Annotated in this window: 14 protein-coding genes and 1 CRISPR repeat array; of the genes, 2 read left to right on the top strand and 12 right to left on the bottom strand. The window is 45.7% G+C overall.

All coding sequences use genetic code 11. The annotated features are described in order from the left end of the window. Positions 1-344: 344 nt before the first annotated feature. The 5 genes from BVJ53_RS05345 to BVJ53_RS05315 all read right to left on the bottom strand — a co-directional run bounded on the left by BVJ53_RS05345 (position 345) and on the right by BVJ53_RS05315 (position 8,452). Entirely contained in the window at positions 345-1,679 is a 1,335-nt protein-coding gene (locus BVJ53_RS05345) for a dihydrolipoyl dehydrogenase family protein (RefSeq protein WP_129301495.1), read from the bottom strand. A 217-nt stretch (positions 1,680-1,896) separates the two neighbouring features. Beyond that, positions 1,897-3,315 carry a DHA2 family efflux MFS transporter permease subunit gene (locus BVJ53_RS05335; protein WP_129301493.1) on the bottom strand — a complete coding sequence of 473 codons (1,419 nt, stop codon included), beginning with the start codon at positions 3,313-3,315 and terminating at the stop codon, positions 1,897-1,899. Positions 3,316-3,365: 50 nt separating this feature from the next. Continuing rightward, positions 3,366-3,932, bottom strand: a complete 567-nt coding sequence (locus BVJ53_RS05330) for a TetR/AcrR family transcriptional regulator (protein WP_129301492.1) — start codon at positions 3,930-3,932, stop codon at positions 3,366-3,368. 211 nt (positions 3,933-4,143) lie between these two features. Further along, positions 4,144-6,933, bottom strand: a complete 2,790-nt coding sequence (locus tag BVJ53_RS05325) for a cation-translocating P-type ATPase (protein ID WP_129301491.1) — start codon at positions 6,931-6,933, stop codon at positions 4,144-4,146. A gap of 529 nt (positions 6,934-7,462) precedes the next feature. Next, on the bottom strand, positions 7,463-8,452 hold the full coding sequence (locus tag BVJ53_RS05315) for an alpha/beta fold hydrolase (RefSeq protein WP_202865300.1): 990 nt from the start codon (positions 8,450-8,452) through the stop codon (positions 7,463-7,465). A 146-nt stretch (positions 8,453-8,598) separates the two neighbouring features. Between BVJ53_RS05315 and BVJ53_RS05310 the strand changes: the two genes are divergently transcribed. Next, on the top strand, positions 8,599-9,195 hold the full coding sequence (locus BVJ53_RS05310) for a TetR/AcrR family transcriptional regulator (protein WP_129301490.1): 597 nt from the start codon (positions 8,599-8,601) through the stop codon (positions 9,193-9,195). A gap of 144 nt (positions 9,196-9,339) precedes the next feature. Here BVJ53_RS05310 and BVJ53_RS05305 read toward each other — a convergent pair whose 3' ends face one another. The 3 genes from BVJ53_RS05305 to BVJ53_RS05295 form a co-directional block, all read right to left on the bottom strand. After that, the gene (locus BVJ53_RS05305) at positions 9,340-10,959 is read right to left on the bottom strand and encodes an amino acid ABC transporter ATP-binding/permease protein (protein ID WP_129301489.1); all 1,620 of its coding nucleotides are present in this window, start codon (positions 10,957-10,959) and stop codon (positions 9,340-9,342) included. Beyond that, on the bottom strand, positions 10,959-12,647 hold the full coding sequence (locus BVJ53_RS05300) for an ABC transporter ATP-binding protein/permease (protein WP_129301488.1): 1,689 nt from the start codon (positions 12,645-12,647) through the stop codon (positions 10,959-10,961). The genes BVJ53_RS05305 and BVJ53_RS05300 overlap by 1 nt, the downstream gene beginning before the upstream one ends. Before the next feature lie 181 nt (positions 12,648-12,828). Then, complete coding sequence (locus BVJ53_RS05295) at positions 12,829-13,254, bottom strand: NusG domain II-containing protein (RefSeq protein ID WP_129301487.1); 426 nt, start codon at positions 13,252-13,254, stop codon at positions 12,829-12,831. A gap of 112 nt (positions 13,255-13,366) precedes the next feature. Here BVJ53_RS05295 and BVJ53_RS05290 point away from each other — a divergent pair, with 112 nt between their 5' ends. Continuing rightward, positions 13,367-14,134, top strand: a complete 768-nt coding sequence (locus tag BVJ53_RS05290) for an IS5 family transposase (protein WP_238150142.1) — start codon at positions 13,367-13,369, stop codon at positions 14,132-14,134. Positions 14,135-14,332: 198 nt separating this feature from the next. Then, a CRISPR array of direct repeats spans positions 14,333-15,754; the repeat unit is 36 nt; unit sequence GCTCTTGAACTGATTGATCTGACATCTACCTGAGAC. 20 nt (positions 15,755-15,774) lie between these two features. On the opposite strand, the gene csn2 is transcribed toward BVJ53_RS05290, so the two are convergent. The 4 genes from csn2 to cas9 form a co-directional block, all read right to left on the bottom strand. Then, positions 15,775-16,455 (bottom strand): type II-A CRISPR-associated protein Csn2, encoded by a 681-nt coding sequence (csn2, locus tag BVJ53_RS05285; protein ID WP_129301486.1) that lies wholly within the window; start codon positions 16,453-16,455, stop codon positions 15,775-15,777. Further along, a complete protein-coding gene (gene cas2, locus BVJ53_RS05280) occupies positions 16,452-16,757 on the bottom strand; it encodes a CRISPR-associated endonuclease Cas2 (protein WP_129301485.1) in 306 nt (101 codons plus the stop codon). The genes csn2 and cas2 overlap by 4 nt, the downstream gene beginning before the upstream one ends. Then, positions 16,735-17,640, bottom strand: coding sequence for a type II CRISPR-associated endonuclease Cas1 (gene cas1 / locus BVJ53_RS05275; RefSeq protein ID WP_129301605.1), 906 nt, complete (start codon positions 17,638-17,640; stop codon positions 16,735-16,737). The genes cas2 and cas1 overlap by 23 nt, the downstream gene beginning before the upstream one ends. Before the next feature lie 218 nt (positions 17,641-17,858). Further along, positions 17,859-21,944: a type II CRISPR RNA-guided endonuclease Cas9 gene (cas9, locus tag BVJ53_RS05270; protein ID WP_129301484.1), complete on the bottom strand. Its 4,086-nt coding sequence runs from the start codon at positions 21,942-21,944 to the stop codon at positions 17,859-17,861. Positions 21,945-22,121: the final 177 nt, after the last annotated feature.

Here is a 22,121-nt window from a genome sequence, read left to right as displayed (position 1 = left end):
TTTTGAGCCTGCGTTTGACTCGTGACGCACTATACTGAGATTTTGCGAACGATGCAGAGAAAAGTTTAGGCTAAAAGTTCCATGCCATGCCAAACCCCGCAGTCTCCGGCCAGATAAGCTGGCGACCGCGAAGCTAGAGCGGAGACGGCTGAACCCCATCTAGTCTACGATTACTCATCCTTGGCACTAAGATTCTGGTAGTTTTAACATTCATCAGCGCAAAATCAAAAACGAACTTACTATTATCGCAGTATCGTAACTTCTGCTGCACGCGATTATATAGATAGTAAGCTCGTATTTATATTAAAGTTGTTGATTTTGCTTAATGCTTACATTGCTCCAATTCACCGAATCTTATGCCATGCCGCTGCACCTTCAGCCGGGAAAATGTGCGCCATTTGCCACATCTGGTCGCGACTTAAATGGTAGACAATCGCCGGTAATAACGTGTTGATCGCGTCTTCGGCTTGAGCACTGTACTCCGTGGCACCGACAAGATGATGTTCCTGATCAAACACCAAAAGGCTATCGCCCACCGTTTCCTGATCAGTTTGGTGGTACCAGTCATCAGGAATGTGATTGTGCACGACCTTGTAAACATCATCTTTGACCGATTCGGGTGCCACCCCGACTTTGGCAATCCTTGGCGAAGTGTAAACCGTCGACGGAATTGCCGGATAATCAATCGGCGCAGTCGTTTGGCCACTCAACAACTTGTAAAGATAATAGGACTCAAACGTGGCCGTTGGTGTTAATTTAGGTTGCTGTTTATCTAAAACATCGCCCGATGCATAAATATTTGCCACATTGGTTCGCAGATAGTCGTCTACAAGAATCCCGTGCTGATTAAACTTGACGCCGACGTTTTCTAATCCCAGTTGCTCAACATTCGGGATTCGACCGGTTGCGTCCAGCACCCAGTCGACAACCAGCTTTTCCTTATCGCCATAATGAATCACTATACCATCAGCGGTCTTCTCCAGCGCGGTAACCCCCGCATTCGGCGTGAACTGAATGCCCCGTTTCGTCATGTCAGCCATCACGTCTTCGACAAACGGCTGATGAAATTCCCGTAAAGCACGGTCATGATGCATCAACACATGGACCTCAGCGCCGGCTGCATTCGCAATCGTTGCAAATTCCATACTAATATAACCTGATCCCAAAATACCAATCCGTTTCGGCAAGACATCCAAGTCCATGAAGACCCGACTGTCATGCGCTAATTCGGTCCCCGGAACATCGATGCGATGCGGGTGCTGGCCGGTCGCAATGACAATTTTGTCAGCGGTATAAGTCTTTTCATCCACAACAATCGTGTGCGCATCCTGAAATTTTCCATAGCCGTGGATGATTGTCACGCCGTTTTGGGTCAATCCTGCGCCGATAGCATCCGGTAACGGTTTAATCACAGCTTGTTTGTGCGCCACTAATGCCGACCAATTAATCTTGATATTGCCAGATACAACGCCCTGCATCCGTTCAGCAAAACGTTGTAAAACCACTGGCGTATCGAGTGTGATTTTCGCGTTACAGCCATAATTCGGGCAAGTGCCGCCGATCATCTCGCCTTCAACCACTGCAACCTTTTTTCCGGAAGCTGCCAACGGACCGGCACCGTCAAACGCGCCATGCCCACTACCTAAGTACAAGACATCAAAATCATATGGATTCTTCAAACAATCATCCTCCTTATGACACTGCCTACTAACAACGAAGTAAGCATAACAGATGGTATACAAATTAGTCACGGACAATGCTTAGCGGCGGAAACATTTTTGCACTATTTCTGCATGACGCTTTCGAAAAAGATCCGTTTAATTGCAAAAAAAGTTCCGGTAAGGGCGATTGTTTTTGCAATCACTTACCGGAACTCATTGAAATGTGTTTGTAAGACTAAAGATCGCGGCTCACTTGCGGCTTTTTAACTTGAAAGGCAACAATCAAGCCGACAACGGCAAGAACTAGGACGAATATGAAACCATAGTGCGAACCGATTGTCAGTCCTGTTTGTCCAGCGGCTTGAGCAGAACCCAAAGCAAGCATACTTGTGGCCACCGCTGTTGAAACCGCCCCGACAATTTGCTGTAAGGTGTTCAGCAAGGCGCTGCCATCTGCACTTTCGGCGCCGCTTAAACTGTTCAAGCCATACGTTTGCGCTGGTGACATCGCAAGCGGCGCACCAACCATTAAGGTCACATGTCCCAAAATGATCCACCACAGCGGACTTTGTGCCCCACTACTCAGCAATATCAGGATCCCGAGAATGGCAATCACAAAGCCGCCACGGGCTAACCACTTTGCGCCATGACTGTCATACATCCGGCCGGCAATCGCCGAAACCGCGGCGTTGACAATCCCGCCTGGCAACATCACGAGACCGGTCATCGCGACTGGTAGGCCAATAACGCGCTGCAAGTACATCGGCAATAGATACATCGAAGCCAGAATCACGCCAAAATCAAGCATGACCAGTAAGGTACCAACCGTAAACTGTTCATTGGCGAAGACCCGCAAGTTCAACATCGGTTTTTTCAACGTCAACTGCCGCCGGGTATAAAACGCCAAACCGGCAATACCGATCAGCAATGAAACCGCTACCGTAAGCGATAGCCAACCTGAGTCGCTCGCCATGGTCGTGCCCACAACGATTCCGGCAAAACCGATCGATGAGGCAACAATCGAGATCCAGTCGACCGGTGTTTTGGTTTGGTGATAAACATTTTCCATTGACGTCAAGGTAAAAATAAATGCCAATACCAAGAACGGGACAAATAACCAGAAAATATCATGCCAGGTAAACTTGGCCAAGATGAGTCCGGTAATAGTCGGGCCAATTGCAGGCGCAAACATAATCACCAGCGCCGCCAAACCCATCACCGTGCCCAGTTTATACGGCGGAAAAATCTGCATTGCCACCGAAAACATCAATGGCAGAATCAAACCGGTCCCAATGCCCTGAATTAAGCGACCGATTAAGACAACGGCAAAGCTAGCACCCATCGCGGAAACAACTGAGCCAAGAATGAAGGCGCCTAATGCGAATAAAATAATTCTTTTGGTATTAAACCATTTGGATAAAAGACTGGAAACCGGCATGCAGATCCCGATGACCAGCATATAACCGGTGACGAGCCATTGAATCGTGCCTTGCGACACATTCAGTGCCGTCATCAGACTGGGTAATGCGATATTAAGGGATGTTTCTGAAAACATGCCGACAAACGCTCCGATCATCAACCCGATCATGGCTAAAGCTGGATGGGCGATATGAACACGTGCTTGTGGCATCACTTTTGTTTGTGATAATTGCATGAATAACTTCCTTTTCTACTTTCGAATCAATGAACAGTTGGCAGGCATTTTCATGAAGTCAACGCCTGCTTAATCAGGTAGGTCAACTGGACCGCGGTTTGCCGTAACAAGTCAGGATTCGTTTTGGTAGTCGCGATCATAATGGTGCCCTCGATCGTTGCCTGAACGAATTGTCCCAGTTGCCGCGCCGGTGCCACTGACATCCCCCCTGAAACCAGCTTGTCGGTGTATAAATCTTCAAGTTGCGTATAAACCGCACTGCAGGCTGCCTGCAATTTCGGATCATCGCGAGTTTCTAGTGCGATCAGGCTGATTGAATGGCTGCTGAGCCGGCCGTGCTGCTGCATTTCATCCGCCATTTCCGCCAACTGCCCGGTCAAGGCAATTTCCGGCGCCGCATCCCGTTCAAGCGCTTGTTTAACCCGCGCCAAAATTTGCGCACCCGCATACTCAATGGCGGCTTCAATCAGCTGCACTTTGCCTTCTGGAAAATAATAATAAAGTGAACCTTTCGGGGTTCCGCTGACAGCCAGAATTTTTGATAATCCCGTCGCCCTGACCCCTTCTTCCTGAAAAAGATCTGCAGCCGTCGCGACTAACTTTTCACGTGTGTTCATTGGTAACCTCCAAATTATAACAACCGGTCTATATAATACTGCTGTTTTCTGGAAAAAGTCAATTTTATTTTTGGAAATATGAAAAATAGGTCCCGCTTCGTATCTTGCAGCATAAGCTGTTCGCCGGTAGAGAAGCCACAAATGCGCACGAAAAAAGCTGCCCCTTGAATGAGCAGCTTAATGCAATCGGCATCAGTTTATTGAAAAGACATTATTTTTTCTTAGCCACTGCCAACCAAGCCTCTTTAATCCCCGAAAGTACAAGCGTAGGAATTGCCGGTAGCACGGTAACTAACAAATACTGTTGCCATGTCAGCATTTGGGTACCCATCACCACGTTGAAAAATGGCAGGGTGGTGACCAACAATGAACTGACCGCTGCAAAACTAACTGCTGCGAGCAACTTGACATTGCTGAACGGATTGCGTCGGTACAAAGTCGTTGTGCTCCGCGCATCAAAAACATGCCATAATTGACCAAATACCAGGGTCAGGAACGCAATCGTCTGGGCTGCAGCTGCTGGCAATCCGGCACTGGCCGCCCAGATAAAGGCAATATACACCGTGCCGCCCATGACAGTCCCGCGAACAAAGATGCGGCCCACCATGCCTCTTAGAATCGAAACATCGGTATCGCGCGGCTTTTGCTTCATCTGGTCCGCTTGCGGTTTGTCATATGCAAGGGCAAAACTCGGTATCGCATCGGACACCATATTGACCCACAAAACCATGAGCGCCGTCAGTGTCGGCGTGGTTGCGCTGACATGGCCAATAGGACCGGTCATCAGGAGAACCCCTAACAGCAACGCTAGCACTTCCGCAACGTTGGTCGTTAATTCATGGCGCATGAAGTTCTTAATGTTTCCAAAGATCGTCCGGCCAGCTGCCACTGACTTTTCGATGGTAGTGAATTTATCATCGAGCAAAATCAAATCGGCTGCATCTTTGGTGACCTCGGTGCCATTGATGCCCATGGCGATACCGATATCTGCAGCCCGCAATGCCGGGGCATCATTAATCCCGTCACCGGTCATGGCAACCACCTGGCCGCGCCGTTGCAGGGCTTTAACGATCCGTTGCTTGTGCTCCGGGGAAACCCGCGCATAGACCCGCGCTTCTAAGACCACGTCGTCTAACTCAGCATCAGGCAGCTTGTCTAACATGGCGCCTTCAATGACCTGAGCATCCTTTTTCTGAACAATCCCCAACTTGTAAGCAATGGCGCGTGCAGTGGCGGCGTGGTCCCCGGTAATCATCACGACATTGACGCCAGCCGTATGCAACGTCTGAATCGAGCGCTTCACTTCCGGGCGAGGTGGGTCGATGATGCCAGCGATGCCTAGCAGTGTTAGATGTTGCTCCAGTTCGGCTGTTTCACCATGCAAAGCCAGCGATTCATCAATGGCGCGTTCCGTGATCGCAATAGTTCGCAACGCATCATTAGCGAAGTCCAGAATCACTTTTTCCATGGTCGCCCGTGCTTCTGCAATCGGCACCAGCTGATCATGATCCACCACTTGATCCGTTTTCTGTAAAATAACGTCCGGCGCGCCTTTGGTCAGCACCTTGAACTGGCCATTTTCTTTAATCACGACGCTCATCATTTTCCGCGTCGAATCAAACGGCAACACCCGTAAAATGTCGATATCGCGTTGATCGTTCTTTTCCAGCAATGTTGCCCGATCAATGTCGCCTTTTGCGCCGGCTACGACTAACGCCACATCGGTTGGATTCCCAAAAGGCTGAAAGCGGCCATCTTCATCTTGCATAACATTGGCTTCATTGTTTAACACCGCCGCCTGCAAAAAGCACTCGACTGCCGGCGTATCTCGATCATCTACCGGTAAAAAATCACCAGTCGTGTCATACCCGTTACCTTCGACTTCATAATGCGCGCCGTTGGCAAAAAAGCGGGTGACCGTCATCTCGTTTTTGGTCAGAGTACCGGTTTTATCAGACGCAATATAATTCGTCGCGCCTAAGGTTTCAACTGAGTTCAGTGACTTGATCAAGCCTTGATTCTTGGCTAACTTGGTCGCACCAATGGTTAACACGATGGACAAAACAGCCGGTAACGCGTCCGGAATCGCCGCCACCGCAAGTGCAATGGCAGTCGACAAGGAAGCAGCCAGTATTTCAAAAGAAATATTGCCGGTTTGCTGATAAGCTTTAAAGAGCTCCAAACCTAACGTCAGGAAAACAATCCCGATCGCCACAATCATCAGCTTTTTGCTCAAGCTGTGAACGACCCGTTCGATGGGCGTCTTTTGTGTCGGCACGTCATTCATTAACTTGGCAATTTTACCGAGTTCGGTTTCCATTCCGGTTGCTACCACGACGCCATAGCCATTTCCCGCCGTCACCATCGAACCGGCAAAACCCATGTTGGTCTGATCGCCCAGTTCAACTTTTTCAGTCAGGGCATGGGATTGCTTGCTCACAGGCTCTGCTTCACCGGTTAAGTGCGCCTCGGATGTTTGCAGATTGGCCACCCGCAGCCACCGCACATCGGCTTCCACAAAGTCACCGGTCTGTACCCGAACAATATCGCCTGGCACCAGCTCCGCAACCGGCACATCTTCCCAAACTTCATCGCGCAACACCCGCGCCTGATGATCCGCCATGTTGCGTAGCGCATCCATCGACTTTTTCGCCGATTGTGCCTGCCAGTAGCCTAAGCCGGAATTGACGCCGATCAGGATTAAAATAGCGATACTTTCATAAATTGCCGCCATGCCATGACTGCGATTGCCGGTGACAAAAAAATCGTATGCGGCACTCAGCAAGGCCAGTCCGACAGCAACAAATAAAATAATGACAAGTGGTTCCTTCAATGTTAATAAAAATTGCTTCCAGGCGGGGATCGTTGGCGCGGCTTTCAAAGCATTGGGACCAAACTTTGCCAATCTTGTTTCAGCGTCTGAGCTGGTTAATCCATGTGTTCGATTGGTCGCCAAGGCGGTTAAAACTTCCTCTTTATGCTTTAAATAAACTTTCTGCATGGTCATCTCCTTCTTGATATAAGTTCTTGAATTCGGTTGGTGGCGCTTTTTGCTTACGTCATAACGCGTTCGCCGGCGCAGGAGTCTACGTGTAAGGGCCTTGGTCGCAATGACCAAGCCCGGGTCATCACGCCCAAGGCCACTTACACTCCGACTCTTAAACGCGCCGGCTCACGCTCACGAAAAAAAGAGCGCACGCCTCAATGCCCTTTCTTCCCCAGGAAAGGCTTCTTGAAGCATACGCTCAACCGATTCGTTGCTATTCACTATAGCTTATATTAAAACATAACACTGTTCACCTTGTCAAGTTGGACACACGCTATGATCTTAATTCACTTTACCAAGGACAAGTTCTTCTTGGTTCAACTGAGCAAGCCAGTTCAACATGGTAGTCAATGCAAGCCCGACATTGCCAAGCTGACAATGATTGCTAGCAAATTCCTGTGCCGTAAATCTCCTTGCAGTGAGAGAGTACACATGGGTTAACGTCCTAATTTGCCGCGGTAGCTGATCATTGGCTACATAATGGTCATTGGCCACCGGCAAGCAATAAAACATCCTGTTTAACTAACGGTGAAATCCCATCAGCCGTATAATTGAGCGTTTTTCGGATAAAATCGAATGGCGTCTCAACCCCCATTACCTTCATCCCCTGTTGAAATGCCCATTGCAACATTAGACTTTTTTTCATGAGTTGGTCAGCCACTCCATTAATCTGATCTTTATTCTCTTCGGTTACTAATGAGCGGTTGAATTTCTTTTTTAGCTCAGCTGGTAACTGATTCATCAAACAATCAAAAAAGTCAGGAAAAATATCATAACAAATAACGCGGTTGATGCGCGGTTCAAGGGCCGCTGCCCTTAAAGCAAGATTACCACCCAACGACATACCGATAGCAGTTGCCTTGTCGACATGAAAATAATCAAGCACCGCTTTTACCGGTTTTTCCCACTGGTGCGTCATCGGCAAATATTCCTCTTCCAAACAATAACCTTGGCCAGAGCCATCAAAATAGATGACATCATATCCCGCGTCACGCAAGACCAGCATGAGCCGGGTCACTTCCTCAATGTCACCATCAAAGCCATTTAAAAATAAAAGGGTGCCCCGCGGATTTGAAGGTGTTATCCGGTAGGCAGACATGTGCCCATTTTCATAAGGGATCAAAAAGTGCTGTTTTTCAGTAATGCCGTAATAAGCGTTGCTCAGCGAGATAAATTGATGACGCAGGTTGATTTTTCCTGAATCGGTTGAAGGTAGGTAAAATTCTGCTAGTCTAAAGTACATCGCAGCGCGTAACTTTTCATTCTTTTTTAGTGCTGATTTGCCAGAGCTTTCGAACGCTGTAACAAGTTCGGGATAAGTTTGCTTAGGATCGTCGAGACGCTTCATCTGCTGCAACATTTCGCGATCATTTGACCAGTTAAAGAACCGATTCATTTGGAAATTGACACTCTGATCATGGTTCACTTGATAAAGACCGACTGGAAAATCTGATACCGTCCATTTTTTTGGCATTATAAAGTTCCTTTCTTGATGCTGAATCCACTATACATGCCGTTATAAAACGGCTACAATGCTTAACAGACGGCCATTTGTTGCTTATACAGCAAATGGTTTGTCAATGTCGTCCAAGTCAAGATTAATCAACAGAGGTGTCTTAAATGTCGCATCAAACTGATTTGCGTGTCATTAAAACCAACGATGCTATCCACACGGCCTTTCTTTCCCTTATCGATCAAAAAGGGTTTGAAAATATCACCATCAATGACATTGCCCAAACTGCCAAAATTAATCGCTCGACATTCTATCTTCACTATGTCGATAAATACGATTTGCTTAAACAAATGACAGCAGTCGGCATGACTAAAATCATTGCTGCGATGGCCCCCGAACTTTACTTTTCTAAAAACACCTTTAAAGAAGCCGCCTTTACCGACGACCTAGGACAAGCACTAAAAGTTGTGGCAAATGAACCGCGTCTCTATGCATTTATCTTAAATGACCCCAACCATTTAGGTCTAAGACAACAGGCTGAAGACGCTTTACAACAACATCTCATCGAATGTTTGCCGCAAAAGACCGCCGTTGAACGCGATCTGTTGTTAAACATTGTGCCCGCCGTCTATCTCAGTGTCATTCGCTGGTGGCTTGCCAATGATATGCGTTATTCTTCAACCTTTTTAGCACACGAATTAGCGAAGTTTTTCAAGCTTGGGTCAAGAAGTTTGATGAGTCCTGAATCTCATATGAATGTTTGAGAGTGTGCGAAATTATTCTAAAAATCCTTTTGAATCATTAAAAAATTCACCCCTAAGACAAACTTATCTCAAAAGGGTGAATTTTTGTTTTCTATGAAAGACCATTGAGGCACGATGAGCATTCGATGCAAAACAGGTCACAAATTACTTTTCTTCCACAACCTGCCGATTATTGAAGCGATAAATCCGATCCGCATAGGCTGCCGATTCTGCGCGATGTGAAATCAAAATGACGATGCCGTGATAATAAGTCTTGATCGTGTCGAGAATCAGTCGCTCGTTTTCGGTATCAAGGTTGCTTGTCGGCTCATCCAAAACCAAGACGCTGCTAGAATGCAACAACGCGCGGGCCAATTCGAGTCGTTGCTGTTCGCCACTGGAAAAAGGCACGTGTCCGGCAACAATCTGTGTATCCAGTCCATTGGCAACCTGTTTTAACCGCTCACTCAGTTTAACTTGCGCCAACACCGTCCAAATTTGATCATCCGTGATCGCCGGGTCATGCAACGTCAGATTATCACGGACCGATTCGGAGAAAAATATCGCGGACTGCGGCAAATAATTAATTTGTGCCCGTAGTGATTGTGGATTGAGGGTTGCAAGATCCGTACCATTGATCAGAATCTTCCCACTTGTGACTGGATACCAGCCCATGATCAGTTTAGCCAATGTACTTTTGCCCGACCCGCTCGCACCCACAAAACCGGCGATTTCACCAGCCTTTAAGGTCAGCGTCACGTCGTTTAAAACCTCTTCGGGACGCACTGGATAACTAAATGAAACCTGCTTCACCTGAATCTGCTTAATCGCACCAACTGTTTGACTTGCGGTTGCTGGTGCTGCCGTTAGCGGCTGTTCCTGCAATAGGTTGAAAAGATTTTTAGCCGCCGCAAACCCGTTAAGCAGGGATCCAGGAAGATTGTTTAGTGCGAGCAACGGACCAAAAGTCAGCGGGAAGATTGCAAGAACCGCTTGTTGCAAGGCGGTTGCCTGCTGCCAGCCGCTTATCCAGACCATGACCAACCACGTTGCGACCATGACGAACGTTGCAGCGACATTTTTTAATAATTGACTGAATTGCGCTTGTTGAAACGCGGCGGCTTCGCGGTCAAAGCCGACATTGCCTTGATCCATGCGTTCTTTTGCAATGCCCAGCTGGCGCACCGCCCCCATCCCACGAACTGATTCTAACAAGTACTGCTGGTTGGCCGCCTTCAGCTGATCAGCAGCCTGAGTCTTAGCGGTCAATTGCCGATGCCGCGCATACGGAATCAACCCGCCCACGGCCGCATAACCGACCAGCGCAACCACTGCTGCCAAAATACTGACGCGACTATAAACTGCCGTCATCAAAAGACCATATGTTACGCCGATTGCCACGGGAACGATGGTATGGGCATAAAAGATTTCCATCGCTTCGATGTCGCTGCCAATTAACTTGAGTAACTTACCGCTCGATTGCGTATCCAGTTTTGCCGGTGCCAATCGTACCAGTTGCCGATAAACCGCGCCGCGTAAGTCAGCTAGGACATGAAAAGCTACAAAATGTCCGGCATATTGCTCGCCGAAACTTCCGAGACCCAAGAGAATGACCGCGATGACGCCTGGCAACAGCAACTCTGACGCGTGTTGCGGATCAAACAGCATCATCGCCGCAAGAATCAAGACAACGGCTTTGGCCAGTTCGGCAACCATGCCGATCAAAAAACTGATCACAATGGCGCCGGTTAAATGATGGGTGTACTTTAATAACCCTCTGATCATCAGCGTGCACCCTCTTTCTGCATCGTCTCCGGATTATCCACCAGTCGCCGATACGCCGGCTGCTCTTGATAAAGTTTCTCATGATTAGCAACGATCAAATGTTGATCATGAATAAACCACACCACATCAGCCTGCGCCATTGCAGCAAGGTCGTGAGAAATGAACAAAACAATTTTCTCTTGGCTCAACTTTTTAACAGCCGCCAAAATCGCCGCAGCGTTGACTTTATCAATGCTAGACGTCATTTCATCCAACAGGTAAACGGTCTTGTCCGCCAGTAACATCCGCGCAAACGCCAACTGTTGCCGCTGCCCAGGTGAAAGCAACCGTCCGCCTTCGCCCACCTTTGTGTCATAACCTTTTTCCAACCTAGGGACAAACTGCATCAGTCCTAAATCATCAAGTTTCTGCTGCCACGTGTCGCCAAAGCGATTCCCTAACAGCAAATTTTCCTGGACAGTGCCGGAAAAAAGGTACTCATCTGCCGTGACATACCCAAACACCGCAGCTTTCTGTGCGTTGCTCAACGCAGAGACGGCCGTGTTGTCAGCCATAATCGTTCCGGATAAAGTCTCCAGGCGACCCAAAATAGCTTGAATGAGCGTGCTCTTACCGGTGCCATTTTCGCCCGCCAAACCGTATAACTTGCCCGGTTTTAGCGTAGCATCGATGTCAGTGACAAGTGGTTTATCCGGCGCATAACCGATCGTCGTCTGATCAAGTGTGATTTGTTTAAGTGGGCGGTTGTCGGTAATCCGAACTGTCGCCGGCGCCGCCTTGGCCTTGGCAATCGTGCCAAGGATCGCCGCCAGTGACGGTCCATTTGATTTGACAACATGCACGAAATAGCCAAGTTGCCGGGCATTGACCATCATCATGGCCAACGTAAACCAAGTGGCAAACGCCCCGGCCACTGGTAACTGGCCGCCAATCAGCTGAAGTGCGGTCACAAAACCGCCAACGAACACAGTTAGGTAAACAAAACCATTGATGACAAACAGCACCTGCAACTGGGTTTTCAAAAGATTCATCGTTGCCTGGCGAAAATATTCGCTTTCGTCCGCGAACTTTTGCCCGTAACGGTCGGCAGCATTGTACATCACCAAGATATTCATCCCGCGCAAGTCATTAATAAAGCGTCCACCCATTTTTAAAAAGCCAGCCAGATGAGTCTTATTTTGTGCCGACATTTGCTTGCCAAGAAACATCATGGCAAAGCCGATCAACAAGACACAGGCAAGCGGCAGCAAAGCTAACCATGAACGATACCAAATCGACAGCGCGATCAACAACAGGTAAGTCATCATCGCCTGCAAGGAAGTGGGAAACAACGTGCTATAAAACATATCCAAATTGTTAAGTCCGCCCAAATCACGCTGAATCACCGCATTGTCTGCACCGGTTGCGGCCGCGGCATCATTGCGTTGGTAAAGCGCCTCGAAATAACGATCACGCAGCTCACGCTTGGCACTCATGGCCCAGTCATGACGGTGATGTCGCTCGTAAATCGTAATATACAGAAGCCAAAATATCCCCAGTACCCCGACCACCACGATTGCTTCCATCGCACGATTTGCCGCCAATTCAAGCGCAATGATGACCGGCAAGACTGTCGGTAACCAATCAAAAATTGCTTCAATAACCCCAGCCCCAAGCTTGTCACGTCCGTATTTCAATAATCCAAGCATTATAAAGGCTTTCCTCTTTTCTTTCAATCAGTCTGCAGCATTGTGACTGCCATCCGTGTCGCAAACGATCTGTTGAACAACAGATTGTTTTTCCAGTTTACCATGAGAAAATCACATTTAAGCAGCTATTTTTGAAATACTGCACCACATTTAGCAGCTTGTAAACGTTTAAGCCAACTGATTAAGGGTGTACCAGTCCGCCATCATCGCCGCTAGTGCCTTTATTTCCTTGCGCCGGCTTGATTTCAATCAGCAATTTATGCGGTAGGCAGATGCTTTGCTGCCCAATTTGGCTAATCCAGCCCGTATGCACCGCAATCTGATCCGGCGAATTATCTTCCTTATCGCGAATGCGTGCGCCATCAACTTCGATGACATTATACTGTCCTTTTGCCGGATAAAGCGTAAACTGCTGGTGCTCGGCATGAGCATCCAGCTTAATGCGCCGTTTGACATGGCCATTAATCGAAATAACCGCCACTTTTTGATCCGTATTCACATGCGCTTCGGTCATCGAAAAGATCTCAAGTGGAATGAAGCATGCTATGAACAGTAAGACCACAATGACATAATCCAGTGGTCGTACATATTTTTTTAGCCAGCGCATGTTAGGTCACCTCAAATCGGTTTTCAGGTTCTTATTGTACAAGTGAATAACTAAGGTCTGTCTTAAAACGTCAAAGCCCTGTATATTAGTTAATAATGCTAAGTATAAATCAATGAATACACCTAAACGTTATGAACTTTCTGATGAACAATGGGATCAGCTTGCAACACTGTTCCCATCTTACCGTACCGGTCGACCATCTAAGCTTTCCAACAAAACGGCTTTTAATGCGAATCTTTGGCTGCTTAAAAGTGGCGCTGCTCGCGTGATTTATCGGAACGCTATGTGTCATGGAAGACAGTCTACAACCGTTTTCGTAGCTGAACGGACACGGGTTGTCTTCGAGAAAGCCTTTACGGCGATCAGCGATGATCCTGACATGGAAAATATCAGCTTAGATTCAACGAGCATCCACGTTCATCAGAAAGCAACCGGTGCAAAAAACGTCAGATGCATCGTCGAAAACCAAGCCATCGGTATGAGTCGCGGTGGCCGAACCACCAAGATTCATGCCATTGTGGACGGCTTAGGTAATCCGTTGCGCTTTTTATTGACAGGTGTCCATATTCACGATTCACAAGCAGCGCAACCATTGCTGGTACAACTTGAACTTGCTGGCGTCAATGTGATTGCCGATAAAGCTTATGATGCCAAGCATCTGCGTGATTATATCGATACCGAGCATGGTTCCTATACCATTACACCTAAAGCCAGCATAAAAGAAAAATGGGATTGTGATTATCATGTCTACTGGGATCGCCACCTGATTGAAAGCCTTTTCAATCAGGTGAAGAATTGCATTCGCTTAGCAACACGATATAATAAATTGGCCCCGTTTTCTTGGAAACCGTTTATATCTCGGCTATTCTGGTATGGTTGAAATAGTTTTAAGACAGGCCCTAGCATTACAGTGGTTAACAATCAACTTGCAGATTTCTTTTGTCTAGCCAAACAAAAGCCGCAAATTTCATTAGCAGCCTTTGACAAAATACAATCTTGTTAAATTCGTATTACTCTTACGACCAACCTCATCAGTGCTCTTTATCTAATAAGCTTGGCCACTAACACCAATTTGAAAACTTTCGAACTGATTGATCTGACATCTACCTGAGACCGCATATTTGGCCGCCACAGCGGTTGAATTGCTCTTGAACTGATTGATCTGACATCTACCTGAGACGAAAGAGTTGGGAAAATCGTTTCCGATCTTGCTCTTGAACTGATTGATCTGACATCTACCTGAGACGTGATCGGTATCTTATTTTCAAGCGCCCATGCTCTTGAACTGATTGATCTGACATCTACCTGAGACCTTGATGGCGATGAGCGGCATGCGAAAAGGGCTCTTGAACTGATTGATCTGACATCTACCTGAGACTCATGACATCGTATGGTGATGACTCCATCAGCTCTTGAACTGATTGATCTGACATCTACCTGAGACGATGACATTGCACAACCAGATGGGGTCGATGCTCTTGAACTGATTGATCTGACATCTACCTGAGACCACAAGACGGCGAGGCGTACTAACATGAATGCTCTTGAACTGATTGATCTGACATCTACCTGAGACGCCTGACAAGGGTCACAACCGTATAAGACGGCTCTTGAACTGATTGATCTGACATCTACCTGAGACCCAAAACGGTCGAAATGTCAGATCTTAGATGCTCTTGAACTGATTGATCTGACATCTACCTGAGACATATGTAGCGCGTTTTTCGCCTGATGATGGGCTCTTGAACTGATTGATCTGACATCTACCTGAGACGCCAGCGTAGATCTCAGTCCAGACTGTCAGGCTCTTGAACTGATTGATCTGACATCTACCTGAGACGATTAGTACCCCAAAACGCTTACTTGCGTAGCTCTTGAACTGATTGATCTGACATCTACCTGAGACAACACGGCAGCCTCGCCCCAGAATGGCGATGCTCTTGAACTGATTGATCTGACATCTACCTGAGACGGCGTTTAAAGACGGATATGGCACTGATACGCTCTTGAACTGATTGATCTGACATCTACCTGAGACCGGCAATGACCTCGGCGCTTTAATCCTCGAGCTCTTGAACTGATTGATCTGACATCTACCTGAGACTTAGCGAGAAAATCGAAACGGTTGCCTAAAGCTCTTGAACTGATTGATCTGACATCTACCTGAGACAGATTGGTATGTTTTAGTTAACGATCAAAAGCTCTTGAACTGATTGATCTGACATCTACCTGAGACTGTGTCGCGGTGATGCCGGCCTGCAAGCAGGCTCTTGAACTGATTGATCTGACATCTACCTGAGACTATGATTCTTACGCCCTTTGCAGGATCACTGCTCTTGAACTGATTGATCTGACATCTACCTGAGACCTAGGGGCGCTAGATACGTCAATCTTGTCGGCTCTTGAACTGATTGATCTGACATCTACCTGAGACAATTACCTGTGCCCAGATATTCCCAAATGGGCTCTTGAACTGATTGATCTGACATCTACCTGAGACCGGTGTTTTCACACGGTCTCTTAATCAATCAGCTCTCGACTATCCATAAAGTCGTTGTCAATGTACACATACTGGCAGTCTTCAAAGAAACTCTTTCGTTCGACATCTGAAAATTCAATGAGAAGTATCTCCAGTGTGGTGCCACTAACTTGATCCACCAAACATTTCCACTCCTTAGCACCTAAATAATGACTGACATTAGCCAATATTACAAGGCGTTTTTCCTCAAGCTTTGTTAAGGTTTGAATCACTGCTTCAATTTTAGAAACTGGTTCTACAATTACCCCTTCATCGAAATGGAGGTTACAATACTTCATGATTTGTTCCAGCTTCCCACCGGGCTCAACTGTGAGAGGAAGGTCGTTCAAAAGAGGATCTTTCAGCAATTCCATGGCCATATGTTGCGATTGGTCAATTAACTCAACAAGCCGCTGATCGTCAATCATTTGTGCAATCTTTTTGTAAATCCAACGTTGTAACAACTTGTCCAAATCTAGTTCTAGGACAGGATCACCGACCCACAAACACACCTTATTGACTTCTTGAATCTGCATTTGGTCATTGCTTAAGACAACTTCCCCATGATCGCCTCGAAGTGTTCTCAGCAGATCAAGAAACACTTTGGGCACAGCCGTATCTACTACCGTTATTAGTGAAGGCTTGGTTGTAATCACTTGAAAGGGATAATAAGTTAAATTCAAATAATCACCGTCCTGTCTGCTAAGTTCCGAATATCTTGTTTTTCTGTCCCAACCATGAAATGCATAGCTTGATATTGTGCTTCTGTAATCATTAAGGTTTGGACAATTCCAACGGGGGGCTTAACAGTTGCAATTCTGTGCTCCATATACGTAGCTGATTTTTTTGTTTTACAAACGCGTACATAAATGGAGTATTGCATCATCAAAAACCCTTCATCAATAAGCGCTCGTCGGAATTTACGATAATTTCGACGGTCTTCTGATGTTTCGACAGGCAGGTCAAACATGATCATTAATCGCATAACTCGATACCTCATCGGGAAAGATCACCTCAATTCGACACTTCTTAGCACGCCCATCCAAAAATGCCATACAATTCTCAACATGATCTGCTAATGCATTTTGAAGTAAGGCCTTTTTGCCATTAAACGTCAACTCTAAGTTAAGCAAATCAATCAAAGCGTATTTAACATCCGGCGTAAGATCTTTGATTGAGTGTTGCGCAACCCAGTAATCGATTGCAGGTCTGAACGGTTCCATTAAATCTGAGCCAAGATTATATGGATTGGACGCACTGTGGTGATGCATACCCAGTTCCGTTATATGACCAGTGCTCACAATCGCACGATTCGTACTTGAAAGTAAAATCGAATATCCGTAGTTTAAGGTCGCATTGGTCGCGCACAGATCTGATCGCGAAAAGTCCTCTCCAAACATTATCTTAAAATAACGTCGAGCCGCACTGGCCTCACGATTTGATACATCATTTAGTTCTAGAGCGTCAAGGTCATCTAGCAGTGGTCGCTCATCATGTCCACAAAGTTTGACCACTTGGGCTTGGTTGTTTATTTTTGCTGCAACAATCTTTGTCCACATTGTTTCGACCAAATCATTCGGCCAATTAGCTTGTAGACGGATCTGTTCAGCTTTCCGCCGATCGGAATACAAGTTTGCAGTTTCCGTGACCGGTTGCCCATCTCGGCCGGAAAAAACAACCTTTGCATTTGCTTCTGCCAACGATGTAATAGCATCCGCGGAAATCAAAGCCCGCGTCGTCGCAAAAATAACCTGATTCAGATCATCTATCGGCATCGTATGAATATCGCCATTTGTTTGAACAACCAAGGAATGTTGCTTTGTTGTTACTTTACAATGCTGGGTTATAATCAACGATCGCCATCCCATAAAATCACCTCTTGTAATCGCTTGCGTAATATGATTTAATACAGTTGTTGAGACGACATCCTCAACAACTTGAATTGATTGATCTGACATCTACACGTTGAGATCAAACAAAGCTTCGGCTGAGTTTCAATTTCTGAGCCCATGTAGGGCCTACATATGCTCGCCGCCATCCGAGTTCGTTCTCGGATGGCTTTTTTGTTCAAGAATTGCGAAAATGATTATAAATCCGCCAGTCGTACTCGTCGCTTAAACAATCCGGTTGGAGATTGTTGAATGATCTCTGTATCATCATCAAGATTAATACCCTTACCAGCTTGGAGGAAACCAAATGGCGTTTTAATGCCAAGATTCTTAAGTTCACTTCGGACGGGATTAGCCTGTAGTCCAATCAATAACTGCTTCAGAGTTTCAATCTTGCCTTTCTCACCATCAACACCTTCTACTGGAAGTTCTCCGAAAGCGTCAAATGCACTCGGAATCTTAGTCCGAAACTGATTAATATCATAAAGTTTAAAGAATTGTTCTACTTGTTTAGCGATAGTCTCAAAGAGATGAAGAGCATCGCGATCCATCTCAGACAGGTCATACTTTGTTAAAAACAATTTTTTCAAAATTTTTTGGTCTTCGCGGGACAACCAAAGTTCTTGATAATTGTGGTAGTAGGTATCCGAGTTAACCAAAAACAGGCCGTACTTACTGTTGTGAAATAACGCTTCCTTACCTAGACGAGGTATAACTACGTCAGACAAATCGACAGTGATTTTCTTATCCCTATTTGTTTTAATAAGGCTCTTCTCCAAAATTTGGCACAGCTTCTTATTGCCCTCCTCAGCCGATAGAGATCTAGCGGCGGCAATTTCTGCGGCATTCTGTGTTGAAATCTTGAAAACTTGATATACTACTTTGCCTGCCTTTGTTAAACGAACTAAGGCGTTATAGCTCCCTGTTTCCTGAGTATATCCGCCATAAATTCCAGTCGGATAGCCCTTCTTCTTTGGAATTAGCTGCTTACTGCCACCGCGTTCCTTAGAATCCTTAGCAGCATAAACCGTTTGTTTAAACAAATCAGCAGTCTCAAAATAAACTTCATGCGTTATCAGCATGCGTTTAAAGTTATAAATTTGATCGAGTTCCTCGATATCTCGCTGATTGTCCCACAAAACCTCACCAGTGTCTTTGGACGTTATTTTTTTATCTGCGTGCGTCAGCGCACCAATAAAGTTGAAGCTTTGTAATTTTTTGAGATTGGTTTTCGTGAATTCGCCATACGTAAAGAATGGAGCCAAATTCGGATATCGTTTAAGGAGGTAGGTTCCTATACGAGCCGCTAAGAACGCATCAAAAGCATGATGATAATGGTTAACATCACGATTTTTTGGGAAATCAAGTTCCTGTCGCAACTGATGCGACAAGCCCGCCTTGACCGCAATGATTTTTGTGTCGGGATATTGAGCCGCAACAATTTGCTCAGTAAGCTTAATAATCTGTCGCGTTTCCACTAACTGACGCGCAACAAATCCCTTCGCATATTTATCGACTTCATCAGGACGCATTAGCAAATTTTCAAGCTTGCGTCCACTGATTAAACCAGCATTACGCCAACGATGCCAAGTAGATGCCATTTTAGCCGCAAACAAAGTTGATGCAAACTCAGCATTCTTTTCACGATTGATTTTAGCGTGAACAAGAACCCGGTTATCTAAAGAGTCATCCTTAATCAATGACTGCGGCAAAATATGGTCGATGTCATAACTGCTCAGCTGATCAATGTTCAAGGCTGTCCCAGTGTATATATCATGTCCACCTTGCATGAAGTAAAGTACAAGTCGGTCAGAAAAATTCGTTTTATCTGCGATCTTATCTTTTAGCTCACCACGGACTGCACTATCAATCAATTCCTTGGCTGTGTTTTCATAAATTGCTTGAATTTGTTTTTGACGAGACAACGTTCTTTTACCTGGATGGCCTCCTCCATCAGCAGTTTCAATGTACAACCAGCTCGGAGCTTGATCATTTGCTGCGCGCTTGATATCTTCGACGACCTTCAGCACTTGGCGTATGGCTTTCTTATTACTCGGTGACGTATAGGCATCATCAATGGCCTCACTGATGCTGTCAGGCTTTAATCGCTCCTGATTTAACGTTGCTATTTCTTCCTTTAACGTTTCATCGGTCAAAATCTGCATTAAGTTTCTACTTGATAGCATCAGTTCCTGAATAATCGTATGTCCGTTACCCAGTTTCAACCCATCAAGCAGTTTATGTGAGAACTGTCCCCAACCGCGATAACGAATATTGCTTAATGATGTACGGGTTTTTGAATCGAGCCAGCTAACCTCATTTAATTTCGTTTTAAAAATGGCAGCATCTTCAAAGACCGTGGACCAGGTAATGATGGCCTCTATATCAGTTAACTTATCTCTGTCATCAATAGCATCACCCAAGATGGCCTTTAACTGATGGTAGGTAGAAAGTGAACTTAAAAACCGCTTTTCATCTGCCAAGCCACGAACGTCTGGTCGCATTGCTACATCGCCATGTGCTACCAGATTTTCAACAAATTGCTTGAGCGTAACACTGCTATGTCGTTCGAATAACTCGCGTATAAGCCGCTTCTTCTGATCCGTGCTCAGACTCTCGCCATTAACTCGAACATTGTTTAGCTCATTTAAGACTTCATACTTCTGATAGAGCAGGCTCTGTTTGGGGAGCACATCTTCACCAATCAAATAGGTATCAGTGGTTTTCATGCGTTGAATGAAGGCATTGGCTGACGCTTCCCGATTTACCTTTTCGTCAAAGTTGTAAGGCGTAATATTGCCTGAAGGATCTTTACGTACCATCCAAGCGAAAACATTTTCACCAGATTTTCTCTGTTCCTCTTCGGTGATCATCGGACCAACATAATAGGGAATACGGAAATTCAACAATTCATCTAGTTGATAAGGCTTGCTATCCCGATGCTCCTTAACAGGATTCTCGGCAGCCAGCCAGCTATAATATTCGGCTTGGTTAACGATAATCTGATCAAGCTCACGCTGCTGCATTTGGACTGGAATTGATCCGTTCGCTTTTGTCCTTTGCTTGAGCATAAAGTTATCGTGTTCCATCCGCTCTAATAACGACTCAGCCAGTTCGGTTGGATGCGCTGTGACCTCTTTTTTTAACGCCTTAACAAAATCGTCTCTTAAAAAAGGCTTAGCGTCATCGCCATCAATATAACGATCATAAAGCAACCGAATGTGCTTGGCTAAATCGTGATCATTAAGCTGTTTCAAATATGCCTTAAATAGCTTAAGATCTTTGCAATGCTGCTCGTAGTCGTCAACTTTTGCTTGCGAAAGTGTTTTCCCTGCTGGAACGATACCATTAAGCAACCGCGCGCGATAAAGATCCTGAATCTGCTCAAAGATTTCCATCCCTTGATCTGTCAAGGACGGTTCAATGTCACTCCATTTGTCTTCCAATTGCGCCATTCCAAAATGCCAGTTCTCGGAATTTGAAACTTCTATTCCTAGTGCAACATCAAATTTAGCTTTAAGACCAGCCACGGCCTTTGCAAACTCAGTCAGTACTTTCTTCTGCTGCTTTAATACTTCTTTGTCACCGTCATCAGCCAGCAATAACTTTACCAATGCTTTTTGGGTATCGTTTGACGTTGCATCTTCATCTAATAAGATCGATTTGAACTTCTCGGTCTTGCTCGCTTCAAAGTTTAAGTTCAAGTCAGGATAGGCTTGTGCGAATGCTTCGTTCAATGCCGGAAAGATATGGTTTAAATCGATATCCTCAGTGCTAAAGTTTTTAGCGTCTCCTGGTGTCAAAAAATGCCCACGGCTTTTTAAAACATGGTGAATTGCAAAAAAGATCTCACGCGGATCAGCCTTACTGGTGTCATTCATTAGGCGCAGACGCAAATGGTACATTGTTGGATATTGTTTATAAAATTGAGCATCCGTTCGATCATTAAAAAGCCGCTTTTCATATTTAAAGCGCTCTTTGTCTTTAGGAGAGATCTCTGAATACTTTTGCCGTAAAAAGAAATCAGGATCTATTGAAGATATATGAGGCTCAAAAAAGTCCTGCAAAAAGCGCAGTCTCCACCGATTACGACTCAAACGCCGCCGCGTTGTGCGACTTGCTCGTCTACCTGCCGCAGATTCTCCTTCCCTAAATAGCCTTGCTCCAATGGCTGTTTCACCTTTTAAACGAAGCAAATGACTATTTGCGTCCACAACAGCAAAACCGATCGAACTAGATCCTATATCAAGACCAATCCCATATGGTTGATTGAGTTTTGTCATCTTTTCTCCTCCACATTTCTAATAATACTTTCAGTATGAGGCTTTTCGTAACCGTTTTCAACAATTTAAGTGTTATTCTCCGTCGCCTCTTTTTCGACCTTAACTTTTTGACTGCACCAAAAGAAAAACGATCCAAATTCTGCTTGATCACAGAACTTGGATCAAAAATAAAACAAG

Origin of the sequence: Lacticaseibacillus chiayiensis (genome assembly GCF_004123795.1) — a bacterium.
Classification (GTDB): Bacteria; Bacillota; Bacilli; order Lactobacillales; family Lactobacillaceae; genus Lacticaseibacillus; species Lacticaseibacillus chiayiensis.
This window is presented reverse-complemented; position numbering and strand designations above follow the sequence as displayed.